Annotated in this window: 22 protein-coding genes; 6 read left to right on the top strand and 16 right to left on the bottom strand. The window is 65.1% G+C overall.

Annotated elements, in window-relative coordinates:
• A complete protein-coding gene (locus tag EO99_RS0120020; protein ID WP_051679986.1) occupies positions 1-585 on the bottom strand; it encodes a TRAP transporter small permease in 585 nt (194 codons plus the stop codon).
• Between the two features lie 198 nt (positions 586-783).
• Here EO99_RS0120020 and EO99_RS0120015 point away from each other — a divergent pair, with 198 nt between their 5' ends.
• Positions 784-4398, top strand: coding sequence for a hydantoinase B/oxoprolinase family protein (locus tag EO99_RS0120015; RefSeq protein ID WP_029620362.1), 3615 nt, complete (start codon positions 784-786; stop codon positions 4396-4398).
• 46 nt (positions 4399-4444) lie between these two features.
• Here the strand turns inward: EO99_RS0120015 and EO99_RS0120010 are convergent, their stop codons facing one another.
• The 13 genes from EO99_RS0120010 to EO99_RS0119950 form a co-directional block, all read right to left on the bottom strand.
• Positions 4445-4753 carry a hypothetical protein gene (locus EO99_RS0120010; protein ID WP_029620361.1) on the bottom strand — a complete coding sequence of 103 codons (309 nt, stop codon included), beginning with the start codon at positions 4751-4753 and terminating at the stop codon, positions 4445-4447.
• A 102-nt stretch (positions 4754-4855) separates the two neighbouring features.
• Positions 4856-5965: an NADH:flavin oxidoreductase/NADH oxidase gene (locus EO99_RS0120005; RefSeq protein WP_029620360.1), complete on the bottom strand. Its 1110-nt coding sequence runs from the start codon at positions 5963-5965 to the stop codon at positions 4856-4858.
• Between the two features lie 38 nt (positions 5966-6003).
• Entirely contained in the window at positions 6004-6990 is a 987-nt protein-coding gene (locus EO99_RS0120000) for an Ldh family oxidoreductase (protein WP_029620359.1), read from the bottom strand.
• A gap of 16 nt (positions 6991-7006) precedes the next feature.
• Positions 7007-7780 (bottom strand): sulfite exporter TauE/SafE family protein, encoded by a 774-nt coding sequence (locus EO99_RS0119995; protein WP_029620358.1) that lies wholly within the window; start codon positions 7778-7780, stop codon positions 7007-7009.
• A gap of 49 nt (positions 7781-7829) precedes the next feature.
• Positions 7830-8981: a M20 family metallopeptidase gene (locus EO99_RS0119990; protein WP_029620357.1), complete on the bottom strand. Its 1152-nt coding sequence runs from the start codon at positions 8979-8981 to the stop codon at positions 7830-7832.
• 7 nt (positions 8982-8988) lie between these two features.
• Positions 8989-11355 (bottom strand): penicillin acylase family protein, encoded by a 2367-nt coding sequence (locus EO99_RS0119985; protein ID WP_029620356.1) that lies wholly within the window; start codon positions 11353-11355, stop codon positions 8989-8991.
• A 10-nt stretch (positions 11356-11365) separates the two neighbouring features.
• Positions 11366-12346, bottom strand: a complete 981-nt coding sequence (locus EO99_RS0119980) for an ABC transporter ATP-binding protein (RefSeq protein WP_029620355.1) — start codon at positions 12344-12346, stop codon at positions 11366-11368.
• On the bottom strand, positions 12343-13338 hold the full coding sequence (locus EO99_RS0119975; RefSeq protein WP_235776883.1) for an ABC transporter ATP-binding protein: 996 nt from the start codon (positions 13336-13338) through the stop codon (positions 12343-12345). Before EO99_RS0119975 ends, EO99_RS0119980 begins: the two co-directional genes overlap by 4 nt.
• Positions 13339-13349: 11 nt before the next feature.
• Positions 13350-14138, bottom strand: coding sequence for an SDR family NAD(P)-dependent oxidoreductase (locus EO99_RS0119970; protein ID WP_029620353.1), 789 nt, complete (start codon positions 14136-14138; stop codon positions 13350-13352).
• Positions 14139-14147: 9 nt separating this feature from the next.
• Complete coding sequence (locus tag EO99_RS0119965) at positions 14148-15017, bottom strand: ABC transporter permease (RefSeq protein ID WP_029620352.1); 870 nt, start codon at positions 15015-15017, stop codon at positions 14148-14150.
• A gap of 4 nt (positions 15018-15021) precedes the next feature.
• The gene (locus EO99_RS0119960; RefSeq protein ID WP_029620351.1) at positions 15022-15942 is read right to left on the bottom strand and encodes an ABC transporter permease; all 921 of its coding nucleotides are present in this window, start codon (positions 15940-15942) and stop codon (positions 15022-15024) included.
• An 18-nt stretch (positions 15943-15960) separates the two neighbouring features.
• Positions 15961-17454 carry an ABC transporter substrate-binding protein gene (locus tag EO99_RS0119955; protein WP_029620350.1) on the bottom strand — a complete coding sequence of 498 codons (1494 nt, stop codon included), beginning with the start codon at positions 17452-17454 and terminating at the stop codon, positions 15961-15963.
• 46 nt (positions 17455-17500) lie between these two features.
• Complete coding sequence (locus EO99_RS0119950; protein ID WP_029620349.1) at positions 17501-18433, bottom strand: polysaccharide deacetylase family protein; 933 nt, start codon at positions 18431-18433, stop codon at positions 17501-17503.
• A 116-nt stretch (positions 18434-18549) separates the two neighbouring features.
• On the opposite strand from EO99_RS0119950, the gene EO99_RS0119945 reads away from it, so the two are divergent.
• From EO99_RS0119945 to EO99_RS0119925, 5 genes are all read left to right on the top strand, one after another.
• Positions 18550-19293 (top strand): IclR family transcriptional regulator, encoded by a 744-nt coding sequence (locus tag EO99_RS0119945; protein WP_235776882.1) that lies wholly within the window; start codon positions 18550-18552, stop codon positions 19291-19293.
• A 148-nt stretch (positions 19294-19441) separates the two neighbouring features.
• The gene (argH, locus tag EO99_RS0119940) at positions 19442-20857 is read left to right on the top strand and encodes an argininosuccinate lyase (protein ID WP_029620347.1); all 1416 of its coding nucleotides are present in this window, start codon (positions 19442-19444) and stop codon (positions 20855-20857) included.
• 65 nt (positions 20858-20922) lie between these two features.
• Positions 20923-21729, top strand: coding sequence for an amino acid ABC transporter permease (locus EO99_RS0119935; protein WP_235776886.1), 807 nt, complete (start codon positions 20923-20925; stop codon positions 21727-21729).
• On the top strand, positions 21726-22514 hold the full coding sequence (locus EO99_RS0119930; RefSeq protein ID WP_029620345.1) for an amino acid ABC transporter ATP-binding protein: 789 nt from the start codon (positions 21726-21728) through the stop codon (positions 22512-22514). The genes EO99_RS0119935 and EO99_RS0119930 overlap by 4 nt, the downstream gene beginning before the upstream one ends.
• A 31-nt stretch (positions 22515-22545) precedes the next feature.
• Positions 22546-23382 (top strand): ABC transporter substrate-binding protein, encoded by an 837-nt coding sequence (locus EO99_RS0119925; protein ID WP_081852145.1) that lies wholly within the window; start codon positions 22546-22548, stop codon positions 23380-23382.
• A 49-nt stretch (positions 23383-23431) separates the two neighbouring features.
• On the opposite strand, the gene EO99_RS0119920 is transcribed toward EO99_RS0119925, so the two are convergent.
• Both EO99_RS0119920 and EO99_RS0119915 read right to left on the bottom strand, forming a co-directional pair.
• Complete coding sequence (locus EO99_RS0119920) at positions 23432-24325, bottom strand: LysR substrate-binding domain-containing protein (RefSeq protein ID WP_029620343.1); 894 nt, start codon at positions 24323-24325, stop codon at positions 23432-23434.
• 236 nt (positions 24326-24561) lie between these two features.
• Positions 24562-25548 (bottom strand): Gfo/Idh/MocA family protein, encoded by a 987-nt coding sequence (locus tag EO99_RS0119915; protein WP_029620342.1) that lies wholly within the window; start codon positions 25546-25548, stop codon positions 24562-24564.
• Positions 25549-25558 lie beyond the last annotated feature (10 nt).

The following is a 25558-nucleotide window of genomic DNA, read 5'->3' as shown; positions in this document are numbered from 1 at the left end:
TCAGACCCCGCTTTCCATGACGCGCTCGATAATCTCGTCCGCGGTATTCGCCGGCGGCTTCTCGTAGCGAGGAGTCCCTCCGAAGAGGACGTGCAGGAGTTCGTCGACGAAGGAAATGGCGAGCACCGACAGCCCGACGGACATGCCCAGCTGCGGGATCCACAGCGGCACGGCGATGACGCCCATGGAGACGTCGTTGAACCGCCAGGATACCCAGGTCATCTCGACGGCATACCAGGCGAAATAGGAGACGGCCGTTGCGCCGATTGCCGTGCAGGCAATCTCGATCAGCCGCCTGCGCCAGCCCTTGAAACGGTCGATGACGAGGCCCATGCGGATGAGTTCAGCAGACCGGAAGGTATGCGCGAGTGCCAGAAAGGCCGTCGCCGCCATGCACCACGCGGCGAAGTCGTCGCCGGCGGGAACGTCGATCCCCAGGGGACGGCCGGCCGACAGTGCCAGCATGATCAGAAAGATGGCGACCAGGAACACTCCGGCCAGATAGCCGGAAGCAAGATAGAGGCCGTCGAGCGACTTCCTCAGCCATTCGGGAAAGATACTGTGACGCGGATCAATGGAGGACACGGGTCATCCTCCCGTAGAACATACGGCTCTCATGCATCATCGGCTCCCCTCGGTTGCCGTTGCGGGCGGGGCACTTGCGGCCCTTCTGCCCGTTATGGAGGCATGATGCAGCAATGTGCAATTTGCTGTCAATCAAACATTGACGTTTTATCGACGAAATGCATTCGTTAAGAAAAACACTCTTTCAGGAGGCGGGACATGACAGACGCGAGATGGGATTTCTGGATCGACCGTGGCGGCACATTCACCGACATCGTCGGGCGCCGACCGGATGGTGAACTCATCGCCCACAAGCTCCTGTCGGAAAATCCGGAAGCCTACCGCGACGCCGCCGTGCAGGGTATCCGCGAGCTCCTGGGGCTGAAGCCGGGCGAGCCTGTTCCTGCCGGTTTGATCGGCGCCGTGAAGATGGGAACGACGGTCGCCACCAATGCGCTGCTGGAGCGCAAGGGCGAGCGGACGCTGCTCGTCACGACCCGCGGTTTCCGCGATGCGCTGGCGATCGGCTATCAGGCCCGCACGGACATCTTTGCCAAGAAGATCATCAAGCCGGAACTCCTCTACAGCGCCGTGGTCGAGATCGACGAACGGGTGCGCGCCGACGGGCAGGTCGAGGCGTCGCCAGACGAGACGGCTGTTCGCCGGGAGTTGCAGGCCCGCTTCGATGCGGGCTACCGCGCGCTCGCAATCGTCTTCATGCACGCCTACCGCTACCCCGAGCACGAGCAGCTGACCGCGCGGATCGCCCGCAAGATCGGCTTCACCCAGGTGTCCGTCAGCCATGAGGTATCGCCGCTGATCAAGCTGGTCGGACGCGGTGACACGACCGTGGTCGACGCCTATCTCTCACCGATCCTGCGCCGCTATGTCGAGCAGGTAGCCTCCGAACTCGGCGCCGATGGCCAGAACGGCGCGCGGCTGATGTTCATGCAATCCTCCGGCGGCCTGACGGCCGCCGACCTCTTCCAGGGCAAGGACGCGATCCTGTCCGGCCCGGCGGGCGGCGTCGTCGGCGCCGTGGAAACATCCAGGCTTGCCGGCTTTACCCGCATGATCGGCTTCGACATGGGCGGTACGTCGACGGACGTGTCGCATTTCGACGGCGAACTGGAGCGGTCCTTCGAGACCGAGGTGGCCGGCGTGCGCATGCGGGCGCCGATGATGTCGATCCACACGGTGGCGGCCGGCGGCGGCTCGATCCTGCATTTTGAGAACGGCCGCTTCCGCGTCGGCCCGGATTCCGCCGGCGCCAATCCCGGACCCAAGGCCTATCGCCGCGGCGGACCGCTGACGGTGACCGATGCGAACGTCATGCTGGGCAAGCTGTCACCCGGCCTTTTCCCGGCGATCTTCGGCCCGAACCGCGACGAACCGCTGGATGCGGATGCCGTGCGCGAAGGCTTCGAGGCGATGGCCGAGGTCATCGGCGACGGACGCACGCCGGAAGAAGTGGCCGATGGCTTCCTGGCCATTGCGGTCGAGAACATGGCGAATGCCGTCAAGAAGATCAGCGTCCAGCGCGGCTATGACGTGACCCACTATGTGCTGACCTGCTTCGGCGGCGCCGGCGGCCAGCACGCCTGCCTCACCGCCGATGCGCTGGGGATATCGACGGTGATGATCCACCCCTTCTCCGGGATCCTGTCGGCTTACGGCATGGGGCTCGCCGACATCCGGGCGACCCGCCAGAAGACCGTTTCCTCCGAACTGTCCGACGCCCTGGCAGCGCTCGGCGCGGTTCGCGACGAGCTGACCTCCAGCGCGCGCCAGGAGATGGCGGCCCAGGGCGTGGCGAATGCCGATACGGACGTCCAGCACCGGGCGCATCTGCGCTACCAGGGCACCGACACGACGATCGCCGTGCCGATCTCCGATGCGGCCGCGATGACGGAGGTCTTCGAGGCGCTTCACCGCAAGCAGTTCGGCTTCATCTTCGAAAACCGCGACATCATCTTCGAATCCTACGAGGTTGAGGCCATCGGCGGCGGCGCCGAAGCATCAGAGCCCACGCATGCGCTCGACGCCTCTGTTCCCGCGGCTGCCGAGGAAACCCGTTTCTTCTCCGGCGGCCAATGGCGCCAGGCACCCGTCTACCGCCGCGCCGACATCCGGCCGGGCGCCAAGGCTTCGGGCCCCTGCCTCATCGTCGAGCCGCACCAGACGATCGTCGTCGAGGATGGCTGGGCCTTCGAGATCACCGCGCTCGATCATGTCGTCCTGAAGCGGGTGAAGGCGCTGGCCCGCAGCAAGGCGATCGGCACCGAGGCCGATCCCGTGCTGCTCGAGGTCTTCAACAATCTCTTCATGTCGATCGCCGAGCAGATGGGCGTAACGCTGCAGAACACCGCCTCCTCGGTCAACATCAAGGAGCGGCTCGACTTCTCCTGCGCCGTCTTCGACGCGCAGGGCGCGCTGGTTGCCAATGCGCCGCACATGCCGGTGCATCTCGGCTCCATGGACCGCTCGGTGGAATCCATCATCGCCGCCAACGCAGGGAAAATTCGCCCCGGCGACGTCTTTGCGCTGAACGCGCCCTACAACGGCGGCACGCATCTGCCGGACATCACGGTCGTGACCCCCGTCTTCGACGAGGCCGGCAGCGACATCCTATTCTACGTCGCCTCGCGCGGCCATCACGCCGATGTCGGCGGCACGGCGCCGGGCTCGATGACGCCGCTTGCCACGACCGTCGACGAGGAGGGCGTTCTCTTCGACAACGTGCTCTTGGTCGACCAGGGCCGTTTCGACGAAGCCGGCATTACCCGGCTTCTCTCCGACCATCCCTACCCCGCCCGCAACGTCGCCCAGAATGTCGGTGACCTGCGCGCCCAGATCGCCGCCAACGAGAAGGGCGTCCACGAAATGCGCAAGATGATCGCGCAGTTCGGCCTCGACGTGGTGCAGGCCTATATGGGCCATGTGCAGGACAATGCCGAGGAAAGCGTGCGCCGCGTCATCGAGACGCTCGGCGATTCCTCATTCTCCTATGCCACCGGCCAGGGCAGCACGATCGAGGTGAAGATCACCGTCGACAAGGCAAGGCGCGAGGCAACCGTCGATTTCACCGGCACCAGCCAGCAGAAGCCGAACAACTTCAATGCGCCGGAGCCCGTGACGCGGGCAGCCGTGCTCTATGTCTTCCGGGTCATGGTCGAGAGCTCGATACCGATGAACGCCGGCTGCCTGCGGCCGATCCGCATCATCGTGCCGGACGGCTCCATGCTGAAGCCGCAGTATCCGGCAGCCGTCGTCGCCGGCAACGTGGAGACGAGCCAGCACGTTACCAACGCTCTCTTCGGCGCGCTGGGGGCGATGGCCGCCAGCCAGGGCACGATGAACAACCTCACCTTCGGCAACGCCATCTACCAGTATTACGAGACGCTGTGCTCCGGCTCACCCGCCGGCATCTTCAACGACGGCTCCGGCTTCGCCGGCACCGACGCTGTGCATGTGCACATGACCAATTCGCGCCTGACCGACCCGGAAATCCTCGAGACCCGCTATCCCGTCTTGCTGGAGGATTTCCACATCCGCGAGAATTCCGGCGGCAAGGGCGAATGGTCGGCCGGCAACGGCACCAAACGCACGATCCGCTTCCTGGAGACGATGGACTGCGCCATCCTTTCCTCGCACCGCACAATCCGGCCGCACGGGCTTGCCGGCGGCGAGGACGGCGCGCTCGGATCGACAACCGTCCGGCGCCTCGACGGACGGATGGAGGATCTTGGCGGTTGTGGCCAGACCGTGCTTGAGGCGGGTGAAGCAGTCTGCGTCGTGACGCCGACAGGCGGGGGCTACGGCACGCCCCGCTGATCCGTCACGAAGAAAAACGGAGCCGACGCAATGCGGCTCCGAGAGGTCAGCCGCCGGAGACCCGGATCGCATCGGCATCACCGAGGCTGCGCCGGACCGCGGCGCTCTCGCTGGCGGGGATGTCGACCGATACCTCAATCTCGCCTTCGAGGGCCGCGTCCTCACGAGCACCGCCCTCATGCGATGCATCTCCGCCTGACGGCCGGGAGCCTGCGGTATTCTCATCGCCCTTGGACTGGATGAAGATGTCGGGCCGCGAGATGCCATGCTGCTGAACGAGATGTTCGACGGCGAGGTCGGCCGCCGCCCGGGTTGCGAAAGTTGCCCGGATCGTCATCGTGCTGTCGTCTGCCATGAGGCTGTCTCCTGCTTTCCAAGGTTCCAGGCACAAACGCCTGGATGACGCAGTGGTTTCGCAGGCCGCGTGTTTTGGCAGCGCAATGACGACCCTGCGCGGCTAGCGCGCCACGATATTGGCCCTGAACAGACCGGCCTTGTCCGCCGGCAGGCCGCGCCAGTAGGAAGGCGGTGCGTCGATCGTTTCGCCAAGGGCTGCCGCAGCGCGCCAGGGCCAGCGGGGATCGAAGAGGAGACCGCGGCCGAGTGCCACGAAATCAGCCCTGCCCTCGACGATGATGGCATTCGCCTGCTCGGCCTCGGTGATCATGCCGACGGCGAAGGTCGCGACACCCGCCTCCTTCTTCACCGCCTCGGCGAATGGCACCTGATAGCCGGGGCCGGTGGTGATCTTCTGCTGCGGCACCAGCCCGCCGGACGAGGTATCGACGAAATCGACGCCTCGTGCGGCCAGCGCTTTCGCAAAGGCAACCGTCTGCGGCAGGTCCCAGCCGCCCTCGACCCAGTCGGTGGCCGAGACGCGCACGCCGACCGGCCGGTTTGCAGGAAAGGCGGCCCGGACCGCTTCGAAGACCTCCAGCGGGAAGCGCATCCGGTTCTCCAGCGAGCCGCCATAGGCATCTTCGCGCTGATTGGAGAGCGGCGACAGGAACTGGTGCAGGAGATAGCCGTGCGCGGCATGGACCTCGATCCCGTCGAAGCCGAGCCGGGCTGCCCGACGGGCCGCGTCGACGAAGGCCTCACGGATCCGGACGAGGCCGGCCGCATCGATTGCCGTCGGCGCGCGGTCGCCCTCCTTGAACGGAATGGCGGAGGGGGCAAAAGTCTCCCACCCACCGGCTTCCAGGCCAATCAACTGGCCGCCGTCCCACGGTACATGGCTGGAGGCCTTGCGCCCGGCATGGCCGAGCTGGATGAAGACGGCACAGTCGTCCACCACCCGCATCGCCTCGATCGCCGTCTTCAGCGATGACTCGGTCGCATCGTCGTAGAGGCCGATATCGCCGGGCGTGATCCGTCCGGCGGGTTCGACGGCCGTTGCCTCGATGATCACGGTGCCGGCCCCCGACAGTGCCAGATTGCCCATGTGGACCGTGTGCCAATGGTTGGCCCGACCATCCTCGGCACGGTACTGGCACATGGGTGACACCACGATGCGGTTCTTGAGCGTGACGCTCTTGAGGGTTGCCGGTGAAAACAGGTGGGGCATCTGGGTCTCCTTCAATGGCTCGAAATCGGGTCTGCGGATCAAGCGCCGAGAAGCTGCAGGATGTCGTCCTCCAGCTCCAGCCCGTTGGCAAGCGCCAACCGCCTTTGCGTGGCGCCACGCTTGCCGGGAAGCCGGGCTCCCGGATCGCTGCCGATCATCTCGGCGAGCAGGGAAAGGCGCGGCAGCATGTCGGCGCCGCCGGACGCCTTCGGGTCGATGACGATGATGGTCTGACCAAGCGCCGGCGGAGCACCTCTGTCGTCCAGCAGGGACGAGGCCTCGAATGCGTATTGCGCGCCGATGATTCCCGCCGCGAGGATTTCCACCATAAGCGCCAGCGCTGCGCCCTTGGCATCCCCGAGCGGCATCATCGTGCCGTCCACGGCCTTCGCGGCATCGGTGGTTGGATGGCCGTCGGCGTCGAGCGCCCAGTCCGCGGGGATGGTGAGACCCTTCTGCTTGGCCGTGACGATCTTGCCGCGGGCGACCTTCGACATGGCGAGATCGATGACGATCGGATCGCCATCCGGCAGGGGGGCGGCAAAGGCGATCGGATTGGTGCCGAAGAGCGCCGTCCGCCCACCCCAGGGCGCCATGGCCGCCGGGGTATTGGCCACCATCAGCGCCACCAGCCCCTGTTCGGCGAAGCGCTCGACGGTCAGCCCCATGACGCCGGCGTGGTGCGAGCGGTGGATGGCGGCAAGCGCGATCCCCGTCTTTGCGGCCAGCGGCGCAAGCTCGGCCACGGCAAGATCGAGCGCCGGATAGGCAAAGCCGAAGGCGGCATCGACGCGCAGAACCGCCTCGGCCGTCTTGGTGGCGGCCGGGATCGCAAAGCCGTCCACCTTCCCGGCGATCGCCTGCGCCGCATAGGTCGGAACCCGGCGCAGCCCATGACCGCCCTGGCCGGCAGCCTCGGCGGCGACCAGCGCCCTGGCGACGCAGCGGGCATTGTCTTCGCTCACCTTGCTGCGCAGCAGGATGGAGACGACGAGGTCTTCGGCTTCGGAAATGGTCAGACGCATGAGAACATCCTTCTAGTCAGTATCCGGCCATCCGCAAGGCGGCCGGAATTGCCGGCAGGGCGAGCGAGGCACCTGACGCGCAGAGGAGAACGAAGACGATCAGCTTCAGCAGCCGCGGCGAGATCGCCGGCGGCAGACGGCGGGCGAGCTGCGTGCCGGCCATCACCGGGAGGATGGCCAGGAAGGCAGGCCAATACTGCCGGTCCGGGAATGTCCCGTCGGCAAAGACGACGCCGAGCCGGACCAACGCATTGACGCCGAAGATCGCGACCAGCGTTTCGCGGATCGCCACGAGCGGATAAGGCTGGCGGTAGAAATGATAGACCAGCGGCGGACCGCTGGTGGAGAACAGCCCGCTCATCAGCCCGGAAAACACCCCGAAGCCGACGAAGGACCCGTCTCCGGCGGGTCGTTCCTCGCGCCGTGGTGGCATGATCAGCTGCAGCGACGAGACGATGATGATGGCGCCCAGCAGGATGCGAAGGACTACCAGGCCATTGTCCGCCAGATGCTCGAGCAGGAGATAGCCGATCACCAGCGACGGCAGGCTGCTCAGAAGGACAAACACGAACTGCCTTTTCAGCACCTCGGTCCAGCCCTTGGCTAACATGATCGAGGCATTGACCAGCGTCAGCACGCCGGTGACGACGGCGGCGTCGCGCAGCGGCAGGATCTCGCTCAGCGCCACCGCCGCCATCAGGATCAGGCCGAAGGCGAAGCCGGTCAGCGTCTGCACATAGGCGGCAAAGCCCGCCATGACCATGAAGGCGAGAGCCTGCGGAGCGGTCAAGCGCGACGCTCCCGGCTGCCTGGGGCCATAACGATCATGGCCGGTCGGTTCATGCCTTGCTGTCCAGCGAGGCCATCAGGTTGGCGAGGAGCACCGTCCGCGGTACCAGGCTGCTGACCAGGATATGCTCGTCGAAGGTATGGGCGCCGGCGCCATCGGCCCCGAGCCCGTCGAGGGTCGGCACGCCCAGCGCGGCGGTGAAATTGCCGTCCGAACCGCCACCGGTCACCATGCCTTCCAGCATGATGCCGAGCTCGGCTGCGATCCTGGCCGTGTGGTCGAAGAGGCGACGCCCTTCCTCGCTCTGGGCGAAGGGCGGGCGGTTGAGATCGCCCGAAATCTCGAAGGTGATGTCGGGATCGACCGGCGTCATCCCCCGGATCTTGTCGATCACCTCGGCGGCTATTGCCGCGTCGGGCAGGCGCAGGTCGAGCTGCAGGCGGCATTCCGCCGGAATGGTGTTGCGACCGGTGCCGCCGTGGATCATGCCGGTCGTCACGGTGATGCCGCGGACCGGATCGTTCAGCGCCTCGAGCTCCAGGACGAGGCGGGCGGCGGCCCGGATCGCCGAACGGCCGTCGAGCGGGCGCACGCCCGCATGCGAGGCACGGCCGCGAACAATGATGTCGAACATGCCGACGCCCTTGCGGGCCGTGACGATCTTGCCGCCGTCACGGGCCGGCTCAACGACCAGCGCATAAGCCGCGTTGCGGGCGAGCTCCTCGATTAGCGGCCGGGAGCTCTTCGAGCCGACTTCCTCGTCCGGGACGATCAGGAGGTCGATCGGCAGGTTGTGTCCCATCTTCGTGGCGAGCTTCATCGCCTCGAATGCCATCAGTACGCCCGCCTTCATGTCGTAGATGCCCGGCCCGTAGAGCCGGTCGCCGTCCTCGCGGAGCGGCAGTTTCTCCCGGATCGTGCCGGTCGCATGCACAGTGTCGATATGGGCGAGGATCAGGACGCTTCTGGCGTTATATCCCTCCAGCCGCGGCGTGCGGACGGCGAGGATGTCGCCGAAGCCGAGCGTGCCCGCCGTCCGTTCGACGGAAAAGCGCGCGTCGCGTGCCAGCACTTCGATGCGATCCGCCAGCCGGTTGACGGCGGCGGCGTCGCCGCTTGGCGTCTCCATCTCCACCCACAGGCGGAGTTCTTCGAGGAAGGCGGCAAGATCGACGTCGCCCGTGGCGATGGGAAGGGTCATTGCGGTATCACTCCTCGTTGTCTGCGGGCACGAGCCGGATCAGATGCGCCGTTGCGGCATCCACCCTGTCGCGGCTGTAGAGCAGCGGCACATAATCTCCGCGCGACCATGGCCCGGAGAGATCGGCGTAATGGAACGAGCGCGGATCGCCTGACTGGCCGGGCGTGTTGACGCAGACGCTGTCGTCCCAGGAGCCGACATCCATGACCAGCCGCACCGAGGCGCCGGCATTCACACCGAAATCGCCAAGCCGGTAAGCTGCGTGCATGGGGGTCGAGCGGCTGCCGCCGACCGGCAGCGGACCGACATTCCATTCTGCATCGGCCGCAGGCTTCACCCGGCTTGCCGCATGCTCGAAGAGCGCCCGGTGCAGGTCGCCCCAGCGCCAGGCGGAGGCGTCAGGGCCGAGTCGGGCCGCGCAATCCTCCCAACCCTTGGTGAGGGTCGAGAGGATCAGCGCGTCCCGCTCTTCACTGCTCCAGAAGTGTTCGGGCGTCTGGAGCAACGAGAGAAGCCGGTCGAAATCGCCGGGAAGCAGAAGCTGGCGCACCGTCTGGTCCGGCGCAAAGCGCGCCAGGAGGACGGGCCGCAGGTGTTTCATCCACCAGACCTCAAAGAGCGCGGCGGCGGCGCTGTGGGCATCGAGACGATGGTCCCAGCCCTGGAAGAGGTCAAACCCGCGGGCCTCGGCCGTTTTGGCCGGCAGCCGCAAGGCGATTTCCCGCAGCAGGGTGACGATCACCTCGGCAGGCCGCGAATAGACATCCGTCTGCAGCGCCATGGAGGCGGCCAGCGTATGGCTGCGGTCGGCGGCGAGCACGGATTTGATGCGCCTTGCCCGGCTGCCTTCGGCCCATTCGTGGCCAATGGAGGGAGCGGCGGGATCGCGATCGGCGGGCAGGTTCATCTCGTTGGCGGAAGCCACGAAGCCAGTGGCCGGGTTGAAGCTGCGCGGCAGTTCATCCGGCGGAAGGAACCCGTCCCACTCGTGGCTGCCGTCGCCCGGAACCGGCAACAGGCCCTGCCAGTTGCGGCGCACCGGCGTGAAGCCGGCCGTGAACCAGCCGATATTGCCCTCGACATCGGCGCTGACATGGCTGACCGAGGGCGTACCCCAGTGGCCGAGCGAATCCGCAAACGCCTCTGCCGAAGGGCTGCGCATATAGGACAGGCTGCCGAGATAGGCGGCGGACCCCGGGCAATGCCAGACGGTGCGCATGGCAACGGCGCGGCAGCGCGCTGTGTCCTCGTGCAGCACCGGCCCATGGCGGGTGAACGAGAGAGTCAGCATCTGCTCGGCATGACCCTTGACGGCAAAGCCCTGCTCGACCCGCTCGATCTTTTCCCAGCCCTCCGCGTGGCGGTAGAGGTCTGGATCGCCATCCTTCGTCTCGTAGACGTAGATGTCCTCCTGGTCCGCCCCGAAGATGGTGAGGCCGAAGGCGGTGCGGTCGTTGTGACCGATGGAGACACCCGGCGCACTCGGCTCGCCCGTCCCGATGACGTTGAGACCTGGCGCTTCCAGATGAACGAGATAGCGCAGCGAAGGAACCACATGGGCACGGTGCGGGTCGCTGGCAAGGATCGGGCGGCCGCTTTGCGTGCGGGAGCCGTGGACGGCCCAGTTGTTGGAGCCTTCTTCGGCGCTGCGCTGCACGATCTCGCCGAGATCGGTCACCTCCGTCCAGGTCCAGGCGTCATCGAGAATGGCGGACAGCCGCTCCTTTTCAAAGGTCACCGGCGCGGTCGCGAGCTTGAAGAGCCGCACCGCCTCCAGCGGGATGTCCGCGAAGGACAGCCCGTCCGCCAGCTTCGGCTCCACCGGCGGGTCGAGCTCGAAACGCAGGAGGTCCGTCGTGGCATCGGCCATCGCCATGACGTTGGCGCGCAGGATCTCGGAGACGCCATTGCGGGTCAGCGCGTGGCTGCGGATCCGTACCACGTCCTCCGGTTGCCAGGGCGCGGGGCGTGTGCCGAACACGGCAAATTCCGGCGGAAGTCGCTCCGGCTCCCGTTCGCAGAGCGCGATATAGGCGTTCACCCCGGCGGCGAAGGCGGTGCAGATCGCCTGCGTGTCGTCGGCGTAGGCCAGCCATTCGGCGTCCATGTCGCCGCGATAGAGGAAATGGCGCGCCGCATGGTCCTGAGCCAGATAGCCGGGGCCGAAGTCCGCGGCCAGCAGGCCGAGGCCGCGCTTGCGCCACAGGTCGAGCTGCCAGAGCCGGTCGCGCGCGGCATTGAAGCCCTGCAGGAAAAACAGGTCCGCCTCGCTTGCCGCCCTGATGTGTGGGATGCCCCACCGGTCGACACGGATCTCGGCCTCGGCGCTCAGTCCGGAAAGCCCGATGGTTTCTTCAGTGGCGCGATCGGTCATGGCATGTCTTTCAGGCGTGGTGGCAGGCGACGCGGGCGCCGTCGGGACGCGGCGTCAGTTCGGGGCGCACCTTCGAGCAGATCTCCGTCGCCAGCGGACAGCGCGTATGGAAGGCGCAGCCGGAGGGGATATTGGCCGGGCTCGGCAGTTCGCCCTGCAGGATGAAGCGCTGCTTGCCGCGCTGCACGACCGGATCGGCCTCCGGCACCGCCGACATCAGCGCCCGGGTGTAGGGATGCTTGGGATCGGCGAAGAAGGTGTCGCGGTCGGCAATCTCGACGAAGCGGCCGAGATACATCACCACCACCCGGTCGCAGATGTGGCGCACGACGCTGAGGTCGTGGGAGACGAAGAGGTAGGACACGCCCATGCGCTGCTGCAGCGCCACGAGCAGGTTGAGGATCTGCGCTCGCACCGAGACGTCGAGGGCCGAGACCGGCTCGTCGCAGATCAAGAGATCCGGCTCCAGCGCCAGTGCCCGGGCAATCACCACGCGCTGTCGCTGGCCGCCGGAGAACTGGTGCGGATAGCGGTCGGCATGTTCCGGCCGCAGCCCGACCTGCGTCAACAATTCCCCGACGCGCTCCTTCAGCGCCTTGCCCCGCACGATGCCGCGCACGATCAGCGGCTCTCCGATGGTCGCCCCGATGGTCGAGCGCGGGTCCAGCGAAAGGGCGGGATCCTGGAAGATCATCTGCACCTTGCGGCGGATGTCGTTGAGCTTGCGGCGATCGGCACCGACCACCTCTTCGCCACTGATCCTGACGCTTCCCGACACCGGCGCCTGCAGGCCGACGATGGTGTTGGAGAGCGTGGACTTGCCGCAGCCGGATTCTCCGACGAGCGCCACGGTCTCTGCCTTTTTGATATCGAGATCGACGCCATTGACGGCCTTGACGACGACGCCCGACAAGCCCAGAAGCCCGCCGCGACCACCGAAGTGGACGGCAACGTCGCGCAGTTCGAGAACATTCTGCTGGTTTTCGGTCATGCGGCTATCCCACGGATTTCGGCCATGCGGTCGATGTGCCAACAGGCGGAGCGGTGGCCGCCGCCGCAGTCAAAGAGCGGCGGCTGCTCGACCCGACATTTTTCGGTCGCCAGCGGACAGCGGTCGGCGAAACGGCAGCCGGCACCGAATTCGTTCGGCGTCGGCACCCGGCCCTCGATCGTCGCCAGATCTGCCTTCGGCGCGTCGCTGAGCTTCGGGACGCTGGCGAGCAGGAGGGCGGTATAGGGATGCCGAGACTTTTCGAAGAGAGCCTCGACTGGGGCGACCTCCGCAATGCGTCCGGCATACATCACCGCCACGTCGTCGGCGATGTCGGCCACCACGCCCATGTCGTGCGTGATGATGACGATGGACGTGCCACGGTCGGCGACGAGCTTTTTCATCAGGTCGAGGATCTGGGCCTGGATGGTGACGTCGAGCGCCGTGGTCGGCTCGTCGGCAACGAGTACGCGGGGGCTACAGATCAGCGCGATCGAGATCATGATGCGCTGACACATGCCACCCGACAGCTCGAACGGATACTGGTGCAGCCGCCGATCGGGATCGGGAATGCCGACATCGGCGAGCATCTGGCGCGCTTTGGCATAGGCCTCGGCCCGCGGCACCTGATGGTGGGTCCGGTAGGCAGCCGCAATCTGGGCACCCACCGTCGTCAGCGGATCGAGCGATGCGCTCGGCTCCTGAAAGATGATCGAGATCTCCTTGCCGCGCGCCTTGCGGAACTCGCGCTCCGACAGGGCGGTGAGGTCTCGGCCGTCGAGACGTATGCTTCCGCCCGACCGCCGCGCCGCCGGCGGCAGCAGACCGAGCATGGCATAGGAGGTCAGCGACTTGCCGCAGCCGGATTCGCCGACCAGCGCCATCACCTTTCCCGGAGCAACGGTGAACGAAATTCCGTCGACGACATTGGCACCGTCGATCTCGATGGTCAGGTCTTCAACCGACAGCAGCGGGCGCGGGTCCATGTCCATCCGATACTCCCTCAGCCCGCACTTGCCGGCGCGGCCGGCTCGGGTCGCTTGTAGTTGCCGATCGAATTGCCGCCGTCGACGCTGAGGACAGCGCCGGTGATGAAGGCGGCCGGGTCGGAACAGAGATAGGCGATCGCGCCCGGCGCATCGTCCGGGCCGCTGGCGCGTCCGAGCGGGATGTTCTTCAGCATGTTCTGCACATAGGCGTCATCCAGCGCCGAGACCTCGCTGCCCGGCGCAAACCCCGGCTCGACGATGTTGACCCGGATGCCGTGGTGGGCGAGCTCCATGGCGAACCCCTTGGACAGGCGCTCGATGGCGGTCTTGGAGGTGCAGTAGGGCACGGAGTTCTGGTTCATCTTGCGGGCGGCACCGGAGGAGATGTTGACCACCGACCCCTTCTTGCCCTCGGCGATCATCAGCTTCGCCATTTCGCGTGTCAGCACGAAGGGCGCCCGCAGGTTGACGCCGAAGACGCGGTCCCAGTCGGCAAACTCCATGTCGAGCAGGCTGAAGCGGGTGTAGATGCCAGCATTGTTGACGAGAATGTCGGGCGCCTTCCACTCGCGGCGCACCAGATCCACCAGATCCAGCATCGACTCATCGCTCGTCAGTTCGGTGGCGTGCAGCAGCGTGGTGGCCGGATCGAGGTTGAGATCCGCCGCAACCTTCTCAAGCGCATCCATGCGGATATCGCTGAGGCAGAGCTTTGCGCCGCGCTTGGCGAAATAGGCCGCGGTCCAGCCGCCGAAGATACCGGCAGCGCCCGTGATGACCATTGTCTTGTCTTGGAATTCCATGCGGGTACCTCAGCGGGAACGGGAGCGCGGGTCGAGCTGGTCGCGCAGCCAGTCACCGAGCACGTTGACGGAAAAGACGAGAAGGAAGAGGCAGACGCCGGGAACGGCGACGATCCACCAGGCCCGTTCGAGATACTGGCGGCCGACGCTCATGATCGAGCCCCAGCTTGCCGACGGCGGCTGGATGCCGAGGCCAAGGAAGGAGAGGCCTGATTCCATCAGGATCATCAGGCCGAATTCCGCCGTCGCCACGATCAGGATCGGTCCTGCGATATTGGGCAGGACATGGTGGAAGAGGATGCGCACGGCGCCCGCCCCGGCAAGCTCGGAGGCCTTGATGAAGGGCAGGTTCGACACCTGCAGCGTCTGGGCATAGGCGACGCGGGTATAGCGCGGCCAGCGGGTCAGACCGAGGACGAGGACGAGCTTCAGGAAGCCCGGGCCGAGCACGGCGACCGTCAGGACCGCCAGCAGAATGGCCGGAATCGACATCATGATGTCGACGAGGCGCATGATGATCGTCTCCGTCCAGCCGCGGAACCAGCCGGCAAGCATGCCGAGCGAAACGCCCACCAGTGTCGAGACCACCACGGAGAGAACGGCGACGCCGAGCGAGATCCTGGCACCGTAGAGCGTGCGGGAAATCAGGTCGCGGCCGAGATCATCCGTTCCCAGCCAGTAGGTGATGCCGCGATAGGAAAAGCCCGGCGGCTTCAAGCGGGCCAGAAGCGTCTGGTTGTTTGGATCGGCAGGCGCGAAAAACGGCGCAAAGACTGCCAGGAGGATGATCACAGTCAGGAGGATGGAGACGACGATCACCGACAGCGGAACGCGGCGAAGACGCTGGCGGACGGCATGGGCGCTTGCGATCACGGACATCTCCTCACCTGACCAGACGGATGCGCGGATCGACGACCACGTAGACGAGGTCGGCCAGCACGCTGGTCAGCACATAGACGAATGAAATCAGCAGCACGATCACCTGGACGACGAGGAAATCGCGCGACTGGATGGATTGGATGGCGAGCTGCCCGATGCCCGGCCAGGCAAAGACGGTCTCGATGATCACCGCACCGGCGAGCAGGTTGCCGATTTCGAGCGCGGCGATGGTGATGACCGGGATGGAGGCGTTGCGCAGCACGTGACGAAAGACCACCTGCCCGAGCGACAGGCCGCGCGCGCGGCCGGCCCGGACATAATCCTTGCCGAGCTCATCGATGATCGCGATCCGCGTCATGCGCGCGAAGGTCGACATCGACAGCGCACCGAGCGCGATGGAGGGCATGATCATGGCGGAGAGTTCGCCGGCCCCGGAGGTCGGCAGCCAGCGCAGGGTAACCCCGAAGATGAAGATCAGCAGGATGGCGGACAGGAAGGTCGGGACGCTCTGGCCGGTAACGACGATGGCGGTCAGGATGCGCTCGATGGCGCTGCCGCGCATGGTGGCCATGACGATGCCGGCGGGAATGCCGATGCCGATCGCGACGACAAGCGCACCCGCGGCGAGCTGGATCGTATAGGGCAGCCGCGACGCGACGATGTCGAGGGCTGGCACGCGCTGGACGACGGAAATGCCGAAGTCCAGCTGGGTGAGCCCGTAGAGGTAGTCGAGATACTGGATATGGATGGGCCGGTCGAAGCCGAGCTGGTGACGCAGCTCGGCAATCATTTCGGCCGAAGCATCCTGGGGGACCAGAAGAAGCGTCGGGTCCCCCGAGAGATGCATGACGACGAAGACGATCGTGAGCACGCCGAAGATTGCGACGATTGCCTGTATCAATCTCTGGACGGCGTAATTCAACACGATCGTTTTCCCCGCCTTTTACTGCTGCCAGCTCATGTCCATGACGAACATGGCTTCGTTGGCCGTCGGCTCCCACTGCAGGTTCTTGGCTGCGCCGTAGAGCGCATAAACCTGGTAGAGGCCGAGACCCGGAACGTCTTCGCGCAGGATTTCATAGGCCTGCTTGTAGAGCTCCTTGCGCTTTTCCTCGTCGAGGATTGTGCGGGCTTCATCCACCAGAGCGTCGTACTTCTCGTTCTTGTACTTGGCCCAGATGCTGCCGCTGCGAAACAGCGGGAAGATAATGCCGTCGGCATCCTGGCAGGCGCAGGACCAGGCGCCGAAGGCAAGACCGCCGGCATTTTCGGCATCGCCCTGGCGGCGCTTCAGGAAGGTTGCCTGATCGCTGGAAGAAATCGTCACGTTCAGGCCGACCTCGTTGACCATCTGCTGAATGGCCTCGACGAGCGCGCGCGGATAGGACGGCGACGTCAGGAACTCGACTGTCGCGCCTTCCGCACCGGCTTCCTTGACCAGTTCGGCGGCCTTCGCCGGGTCATAGGGATAGCCTTCCACGTCCTCGGTGTAGCCGAAGATCGGCTCGGCACCGACCACGTTCACCGCCTTGCCGTAACCTTCCAGAAGCGCGTCGACGAGACCCTGCTTGTCGATGGCATAGGCGATCGCCTGTCGCACGCGCAGGTCCTTCGTCGGGCCGGCCTCGGCGTTGATGTAGAGGTAACCGACGCGCTCCGTCTCGCCCGAGAGAAGCTTCGTGTTGCTGTCGCTCTCGATCGTGGACGCCTGGTCCGGCGGCACGTCGCGGACGAGATCGGCCTTGCCGGTCTTCAGGTCGGCGATGCGCGTCGAGACGTCCGGAACTGCGCGGAAGACGACCTTTTCGAAGGGCGGCTGGCCGCGCCAGTAGTCGTCATAGGCTTCGAGGTTGGTTGCGATGCCCTTCTGCCATTCGACCAGCTTGTAGGGTCCACTGCCCATCGGGTTCAGGTTGAACTCCTGGTCGCCGACCTTCTCGACATAGGCCTTGGGAACGATGGACAGCTTGACGAGTTGCGCCAGCAGTGCCGGATAGGCCGATTTCGTCGTCACCTTTACCGTCGTCGCATCGACGGCTTCCGCCGTGGCGATCTGGTCGAACTGCGACAGCTGCGGGCTTTTCAGCGCCGGGTCGATGATGCGGCCGATCGAGAAGGCGACATCTTCCGCAGTCAGCTTGGTGCCGTCCTGGAAGGTGACGTCGTCGCGGATCTTGAAGGTGATGGTCGTGTCGTTGTCGTAGGTCCACTCGGTGGCGATCTGCGGCACGATCTTGCCGGAGGTGTCGCGTGTCAGCAGATTGTCGAAAATGTTGCGGTAGACCGTGTAGCTGTCGGTGTTCCACTGCAGATGCGGGTCGAGTGTGGCCGCATCGTTCGGCAGATCGATCGTCAGCGTGTCCTTGGTCTGGGCGTTTGCCGTCGACGTCATCAGCGCCATGACCACGGCCGCGATGGATGCTAGTCCTGTTTTCATGTCTTCACCCTCTTCTTTATTGGTTTTCTAGCTTGATGGACCAGCGTCAGCTGGCAGGCGCGGCAGTGATTAGGCCGCATTCGTCGGCGCAGTAGCGGGCAAGGTCCGCATGCGTGCAGAACCAGACGTCGCCCTTCGACTGGGCAAGCCGGATGGTTTCCTCAAGAATGAAAATGCGGGAACGGTGCCCGACGTGGTGCGGGTGCAGGGTCACCTGGAAGAGGCCACCCTCCTCCCATGCGACATCCAGCTCGCGCCGGAGAATGTCGGCGACCATGGCCGGCCCGCCATAGGGGCGCGCACCTGTCATCCGGTCCATCGCCACATAGGGGGCATCGTCGCGGATCCATTCTACGGGGATCTCGACCATGCCGGTCGGTTCGCCGTCTTCCAGAAGCTCATAGGGTTCGTCGTCTGCCATCAGCGAGGAATCGTAGAGCAGGCGCATCTCACGGGCGATCGCCAGCGTGTAGGGGCTGAAATCCCAAGATGCCGTGCGCATGCCCACAGGGCGCACGCCCGAGAGCTTTTCCAGCATGTCGGCTGCCCGCAGCGCCAGATCCCGTTCCGTTGCGTGGTCGAGACGCGAATTGAACTCGTGGATCCAGCTGTGCATGCCGATCTCATGGCCGCCGGCAATCACGGCCTTGACCTCGTCCGGATTGATCATCGCCGAAACGGCGGGCATGAAGAAGGAGGCTGGAACACCGTATTTTTCTAGAAGCGCCAGGATGCGCGGCATGCCGCGACGGGCGCCGTACTGGCCCTGACTCAGCCGGCTTATGGAGCCGCCGCCGTTCCTGAGCTCGAAGGTCTCGTGGTCTGAATCGAATGAGATCGCGACAGCCATGCGGGCGCCGTTCTTCCAGGCGGCCGGCTTCAGCGATCGTCCGGCTCGGGCCTTGCCAATCTTCTGGCGCCAGATATCCTCGGCCCACATCCAGGGTTGATGCTGATCGTGATCTCGCGTGGCGCTCATCGGTAGCCTTCATCCTGCGGCGCGTCGCGACTTGCGTTTCGCCTCTGCCCCAAAAGTGTTACAAGCCCAAGAATTAATCAGCAATCGAGGTTTTGTTCACGTACATGAACTCCGAGGTGAAAAGCGCAGGGCGCGTCCTTGATCTTCTCGAGTATCTGTCGCAGCGGCGGGAGGCGGTATCGCTGTCGCAGATCATCCGTGACCTCGGCTTTCCGAAGTCCAGCGCCCACGGCCTGCTTCAGACCCTGACGGCCCGCGGGCACCTGACGCAGGACGAGGCGGGGCGCTACATCCTGATCGAGTCCAGCCACGGCTTTCCCTTCCGCCCGCACGAGGAGCCGCTGGTCGTCACCGCCCGCCCCTACATGGAGCGTCTGCGCGACGATTCCGGGGAGACGGTGCTGCTGTCGACCATGAATGCCCATTGCGACATCCGCAGGCTCGCCAAATGCGTCAGTCACCATCCGCTGCGCTACGACGTCCACCTGGATGCGGCGATCACCCCCTATTGCACCGCCACCGGGCGGCTTCTCCTGGCTCACGCCAGACCGGACGTTCTGGAGAGCTATCTCTCCCGGGTGCAGTTCCTCACCTACACCCGCTATACGGTCACGGATCCCGCCGAATTGCGCAGGCTGCTCGCCAAGGTGCGCCGTGACGGCTATGCGCTGAACGACCAGGAGTTCATCACCGGCTCCACCGGCATCGCCGCACCGGTCTGCAACGGCGATGGCGAGGTGATCGCGGCGCTCAATCTCGGCACCCTGACATCCCGTTTCCTGGAGAGACGGGAACTGCTGATCCTGATGGTGCGCGAAGCCGCCTTCCAGCTCAGTCGCGCCATGGGATACCGGCCCTGAGGAGCCGACTGTCCATATATGCAGCCTCCTCACGCTCAGGGTGTCGCATTCGCTCAAATTCCATTTTGGAATAGCTGCCGGAAATCTTTTCATTTTCCTGTGTGTGCGACCAAAGCGACTATGATCCCAGTTAATGCGGAGAAAAGTCATGAACCAAAGCAAGGCCCTTTGGGGTGGTCGTTTCCGGTCCCAGCCCGACCCTGCGCTGACCCGCTACTCACGCTCCGATGCAAGCCACCTCCGCCTCGTTGGCTTCGACGTTGCCGGTTCTCGCGCCCATGCCCGTGAACTCGTGCGTGCCGGCATTCTCGACGACGAGGAATGCCGGAACATTCTGGCGACCCTTGACGCGATTGCGGCGGAGGCCGCAAGCGGAGAGATCGCGCCGGTCGCCGGCGACGAAGATATTCACACCTTCATCGAGCGCCATCTGATCGAGCGCCTCGGGGACCTGGGCGGCAAGCTGCGCGCGGGTCGCTCGCGCAACGACCAGGCCGCAAACGACCTCAAGCTGTATCTGCGGGAGGAGGCCAAGGCCGTCTCGATCGAGCTTCTGGCGCTGATCGACGCCCTGATCGGCCAGGCGACCTCCCATCTGGAAAGCCCTGCCCCGGGGTTCACGCACCTTCAGGCCGCCCAGCCGATCGTTTTCGGCCACCAGCTGATGGCTCACGCGCAGGCCTTGTCGCGCAATCTCGACCGGCTGCGCGACTGGCATCGCCGCAGCGATCGCTCGCCGCTGGGAGCCGCGGCGCTTGCCGGCAGCGCCATCGCCCGCTATCCGCACGAAACCGCGCTGGAACTCGGCTACGAAGGCTCCTTCGAGAACTCGATCGATGCGGTCGGAAGCCGCGACCACGTCGCCGAATTCATCTTCGTCACGGCCATGATCGGCATCGACCTGTCACGGCTTTCCGAGGAGATCATCCTCTGGTGCTCCCAGTCCTTCTCCTGGGCGAAGCTGGATGACGCCTTCTCGACCGGCTCCTCGATCATGCCGCAGAAGAAGAACCCGGACATTGCCGAACTGACCAGAGGGCGAAGCGCGCGCCTGATCGGCTGCCTGTCGAGCATCATGGCCACCCTCAAAGGCCTGCCCTTCGCCTACAACCGCGACCTGATCGAGGACAAGAAGGCTGCGTTCGAAGCGGTCGACACCCTGCATATGGCGCTGCCTGCGATGAGCGGCCTCGTGCGGACGCTGCAGTTCGACACGGCCCGCATGCGGGAAGCGGCGACCCAGGGCTTTACCCTTGCGACCGAAATGGCCGACTGGCTGGCGCTGCGCGGCGTGCCCTTCTCGCACGCCCATGAGATCACCGGCAGGGCCGTGCGCTACTGCGAGGATCACGGCATCACGCTGGAAGAGCTCACACCGCAGATGCTGGCAGAGATCGATCCGGCGCTGGAGCCTTCGATCATGGAGCACATGTCGGTGGAAGCCGCGCTTGCAGCACGCTCGGCGCAGGGCGGCACGGCCCCTGAAGCCGTCCAGCGCCAGATCGGCCGCCTCGGCCTGACCCTGGCTTCACTTCGCGCCTGGGCGGAGGAGGGTGCGCAATGACCCCTGCCGCCGTATCTGAGGCCAATCGCACGCCGGTGAGACCGGATCCGACCGCCTTCACCATCATGCCGCGCCGTCACTACGGGCGGTGGCTGGCGACGGCCCTCATCCTGCTCGCCATCGGCGGCATCGTCAGGGCCTTCGCACTCGGCCAGATCGAATGGTCCGTGGTCGGACAATTCCTGACCGCGCCGGCGATCCTCTTTGGCCTCGTCAACACCATCATCATGGCGATCGCCGCCATGGCGCTCGGCATCACCCTCGGCGTCCTCTTCGCGGTGATGGTCATGTCGCCGAACCCGGTGCTGCATTACTCCGCCAAGGGCTACATCTGGTTCTTCCGCGGCACGCCGCTGATCCTGCAACTCCTGCTCTGGTTCAACCTTGCCCTGGTGTTTCCAACACTTGGGATCCCTGGCATCTTCGAATTCCGGACCGTCGATGTCATCACCCCCTTCATGGCGACGCTCCTCGGATTGGGGATCAACCAGGGCGCCTACACGGCTGAAGTCGTGCGGGCCGGCATCCTGTCGGTCGACCAGGGCCAGACGGAAGCCGCACAATCCATCGGCATGGCGCGCCCGACGATCATGCGCCGCATCGTCTTGCCGCAGGCCATGCGCGTCATCATCCCGCCGGTCGGCAACGAATTCATCAGCATGGTCAAGCTAACCTCGCTCGCGTCAGTCATCCAGTTCTCCGAGATCCTGCGCAACGCGCAGACGATCTACTTCGCCAACGGCCGCGTCATCGAACTCCTGATCGTGGCGGCCATCTGGTACATCGCCGTGGTCTCGGTCATGTCGTTCGGACAACACTTCCTGGAGCGCCGGTTTTCGCGCGGACAGGCCAACCGGGGGCGTGGCCAATGAGCTTGGACCCAAGGCAATCTGCGCAGACGCTGCTGTCCGCGCGAAAGGTCACCAAGACCTTCGGAAGCCTGACCGCACTCGATGCGGTTGATCTCGATGTCACGCGCGGTGAGGTCCTGTGCATCATCGGCCCCTCCGGCTCGGGCAAGTCGACCCTGCTGCGCTGCCTGAATCAGATCGAGCGCTTCGACCGTGGCGCGATCTGGATAGACGAGGAGCTGGTCGGCTATCGCCAGGACGGCGACACGCTCTACGAACTGGACGACCGCGCCATCGCACGCCAGCGGCTTGCCTGCGGCATGGTCTTCCAGCGCTTCAACCTGTTCAACCATATGACGGCCTTGCAGAACGTCATGGAAGGCCCCGTCACCGTCCTGAAGCGACCACGCCAGGAGGTGCGCCAGGAGGCCATCGCCTTGCTGCAAAGGGTCGGCTTGTCGGACAAGCACGACGCCTATCCTGCGCAGCTTTCGGGCGGCCAGCAGCAGCGGGTGGCGATCGCTCGTGCGCTCGCCATGAAGCCGAAGCTGATGCTGTTCGACGAACCGACATCCGCGCTCGATCCCGAACTCGTCGGCGAAGTGCTGACGGTCATGCGCGACCTCGCCGCCAGTGGCATGACCATGATCGTCGTGACCCATGAGCTCGGCTTCGCGCGGGAGGTGGCCGACCGCGTCATCTTCATGGACGGCGGCCGCATCGTCGAGACCGGCGCTCCGGACCAGGTCCTGGGGGAACCCTCGGAACAGAGAACAAGAGACTTCATAGCGGCCGTGCTGTCGTAAGGCTCGGCCTATAACAAGAGAGGAACTGAAAATGTCATTGAAAACACTTCTGATCGCCGGCACGTCGCTTGCGGCCATGGCCACCTTCGCAACCGCCCAGGAATTGCCTCAGCGCATCCGCGATGCGGGGACCATTGTTGCCGCAACGAACCCGAACTACGCGCCCATCGTCTACAAGGATCCGGCGACGAACACGCTCCAGGGCCTCGATATCGCGCTTGGCGAGGCCATCGCCGAAGAACTCGGCGTCAAGGTCGAATGGCAGGAAACCGAGTTCGTCCAGATGCTGCCCTCGCTCCAGACGGGTCGCGTCGACATGGCCATGGCCGGCATGTCCGACCTTCCGTCCCGCCGCGAGACCGTCGACTTCGTCGACTACATGGTTTCCGGCGCTCAGTTCTACACGTTGAAGGCGCTCTCGGAAAACATCACCGGCACCGCCGACCTGTGCGGCAAGCGCGTCGGCGCGTCGCGCAACACGAACTGGCCGAAGCAGATCGGCGAGTGGAGCCAGGCAAACTGCGAGGCGAAGGGACTGGCGCCGATCGAAGTCGTCGGCACCGAAGGCTCGGTCGACGCGCGCACCCAGCTGAAGAGCCAGCGCCTCGATGCGGCCGTGCAGGGCAACGAGACCCTTCCCTACTTCCAGGATCTGGAACCCGACACCTACGTGCTGCTGGGAGAGCCCTTCACGCGTTCGCTGGCCGGCATTCCCTTCCTCAAGACCGAGGAAGGCGCCCAGATCCGCGAGGCGGTACAGGGCGCGCTGGAGAGACTGAAGGAAAGCGGCCGCTACTCCGAGATCTTCGCGGAATACGGCCTGACCGCCAATGAGATCGACGCCATCTCCCTCAACCAGGGAGAATAGGCCTTGGCATGCCGGACCGGCGGTGACAAACGTCCCGCTGGTCTGGCCCCTAGTCTCGAGCTTTGACCTCTTCCATCAGCCACTCATGAAACAGGCTGAGCGCACGGCGGGGCGTCCGGTCCGCGGGTCGTGTGAACCAGTAACAATTCGGGCTCTGGAAGCCGAGACCGGCCGGATTGATCAGATCTCCCGACGCAAGTTCCTGAACCACCAGTTCCCGCGGAATAAGCGCCAGCCCCTGCCCCGCAATCGCCGCGCGGATCACCAGGGTGTAGAACCCGAAGCGCACATAGTGGCGTGGTTCGGGGGCGTCCGCCGGCAACCCCAGAGCCGCCTGGAGATTGTGCCAGCAGTTGGGGGTCTGTGGATGCTCCAGAAGGGTGAAGGGACCGATATCCGCAAGCGTCTCGAGACCACCCGTCCGGCCGATGTAATCGGGCGCTCCGACCAGGGCGACATCGGCACCGAACAGATAATCGGCCGCCTGCCCGCGCCACGGCGGCGCGCCATAGCGAAAGGCGGCATCGGGTTCGGCCTGGCCCGGCGTCTCGAAGCTTGTGAACTGGACGTCGATCGTCGGATATTGCTCGGCAAATCGTGCAAATCGCGGCAGCAGCCAGCGATCGCCCAGGATCGGCAGCAGATGGAGGCGCAGGACATCGGGATCGCTCGACAGCCGCGCCACCCGAAGCGCGGCGTCCTCCAGCGCCTTCAGGGCGATCTTCGCCTGTTCCAGGTAGATCTGCCCGGCCTCGCTCAGCTGCAGACCCGACGTGTGCCGCACGAACAGTCTTTGTCCGACCGAGGCCTCCAGCTTCGACAACTGCTTGCTCACGGCGCTTTGCGACAGGTTCACGGCATCGGCCGCTGCGACCGTCGACCCTCGTTCAGCCAGTGCGATCAGGACCCTTAGCCCTGCTGTCGACGGTATTCGTGAATTCAAGCCTGCTTGCTCTCGATTGGCCACATTGACGGTCTGCCATGTCCCCGCGCATCGTCAGGGTTCTGCGGGCGACATCAGCAATATCCTAGAGCATAGTAGCACATTGCAGAAGGACGCCAGTGGCTGCTTTCAGGCAAGGCGGTCGTCATCGTCGCGGGTCCAAGGTGGCAGAGGTCGACAAGAGGCCCACCTTCCAGTAACACCGCTGTCCGAACCCTGGGACATGGCGAGCAAAGTCAGGATCTGTCAGCCTGGGGTGCGCGAAGCCCGGACGCAACATAGATGTCGTCCAGCGCCCTCATGTTGCCGATGGCATCCTCGCCGCCCGTCGGTAGCGGTGATCCGTTCTCGACCGCGTCTACGAATGCTGCCAGCTGGTAGTCGTAAGTGGTGCCTGCGGCCAGCGTGAATTCGCGATAGCTGCCGCCGAACCACTCCCGGATGGAATGTCCTTTGTGCGGCAGGCAGGGGTTGTCGAGCTCGACCACGCCCTTCTCGCCTTCGATCCGCAGCAATCCCCGAAACGGCGGGCTGGCGATGTCTGCAACCAATTGCGCGTCGACGCCGCCGCCAAAGCGCATCTTGACCTCCATCCGCTGATCGACGTTGAGCGGCGTAAGCTTGGCCTGCGCAGACAGAATCTCCGGCTCCTTGCCCATGAAGCTGCGCAGCCAGTGCAGTGGATAGCATCCGAGATCCATCATGGCGCCGCCACCCTGTGCCGGGTCGTGCCGGATGTTGTGCGGGTCAAACGGGATATCGACATGGAACTCGGCCCTAAGCGCGCGGATTTCCCCGAGCGCTCCTGACCGCTTGTGGGCAAGAAGATGCAGGAAGACGGGGTGATAGCGGTCGTGAAATGCTTCGGCCAGCACTCTGTCGGCCTCCTCGGCTGCTTCGACCATGACCTCAGCCTCTGCTGCGGTCATCGCCAGAGGCTTTTCGCAGAGCACATGCTTGCCGGCCTTCAGCGCCTTGATCGACCATTCGGCGTGCGCGGCCGGCGGCAGGGCGTTGTAGACGATGGTGATGTCCGGATCGGCGAGAAGCTCGTCATAGCCCGCGTAGGCCTTGGTGATCCCGTGCAGCCGCGCATACGCCTCGGCAGCGGCGTGACGTCGGGAGGCGACTGCATGGATGCAGCAGTCATCACGGCGACGCACAGGCTGAATGATGGATCGCGGCGCAATGCCGGCCGCGCCCAGAATGCCGATCTTGTGCATTAGTCTGCTC

This window comes from Pseudorhizobium marinum (assembly GCF_000705355.1).
Lineage (GTDB): Bacteria > Pseudomonadota > Alphaproteobacteria > Rhizobiales > Rhizobiaceae > Neorhizobium > Neorhizobium pelagicum.
This window is presented reverse-complemented; position numbering and strand designations above follow the sequence as displayed.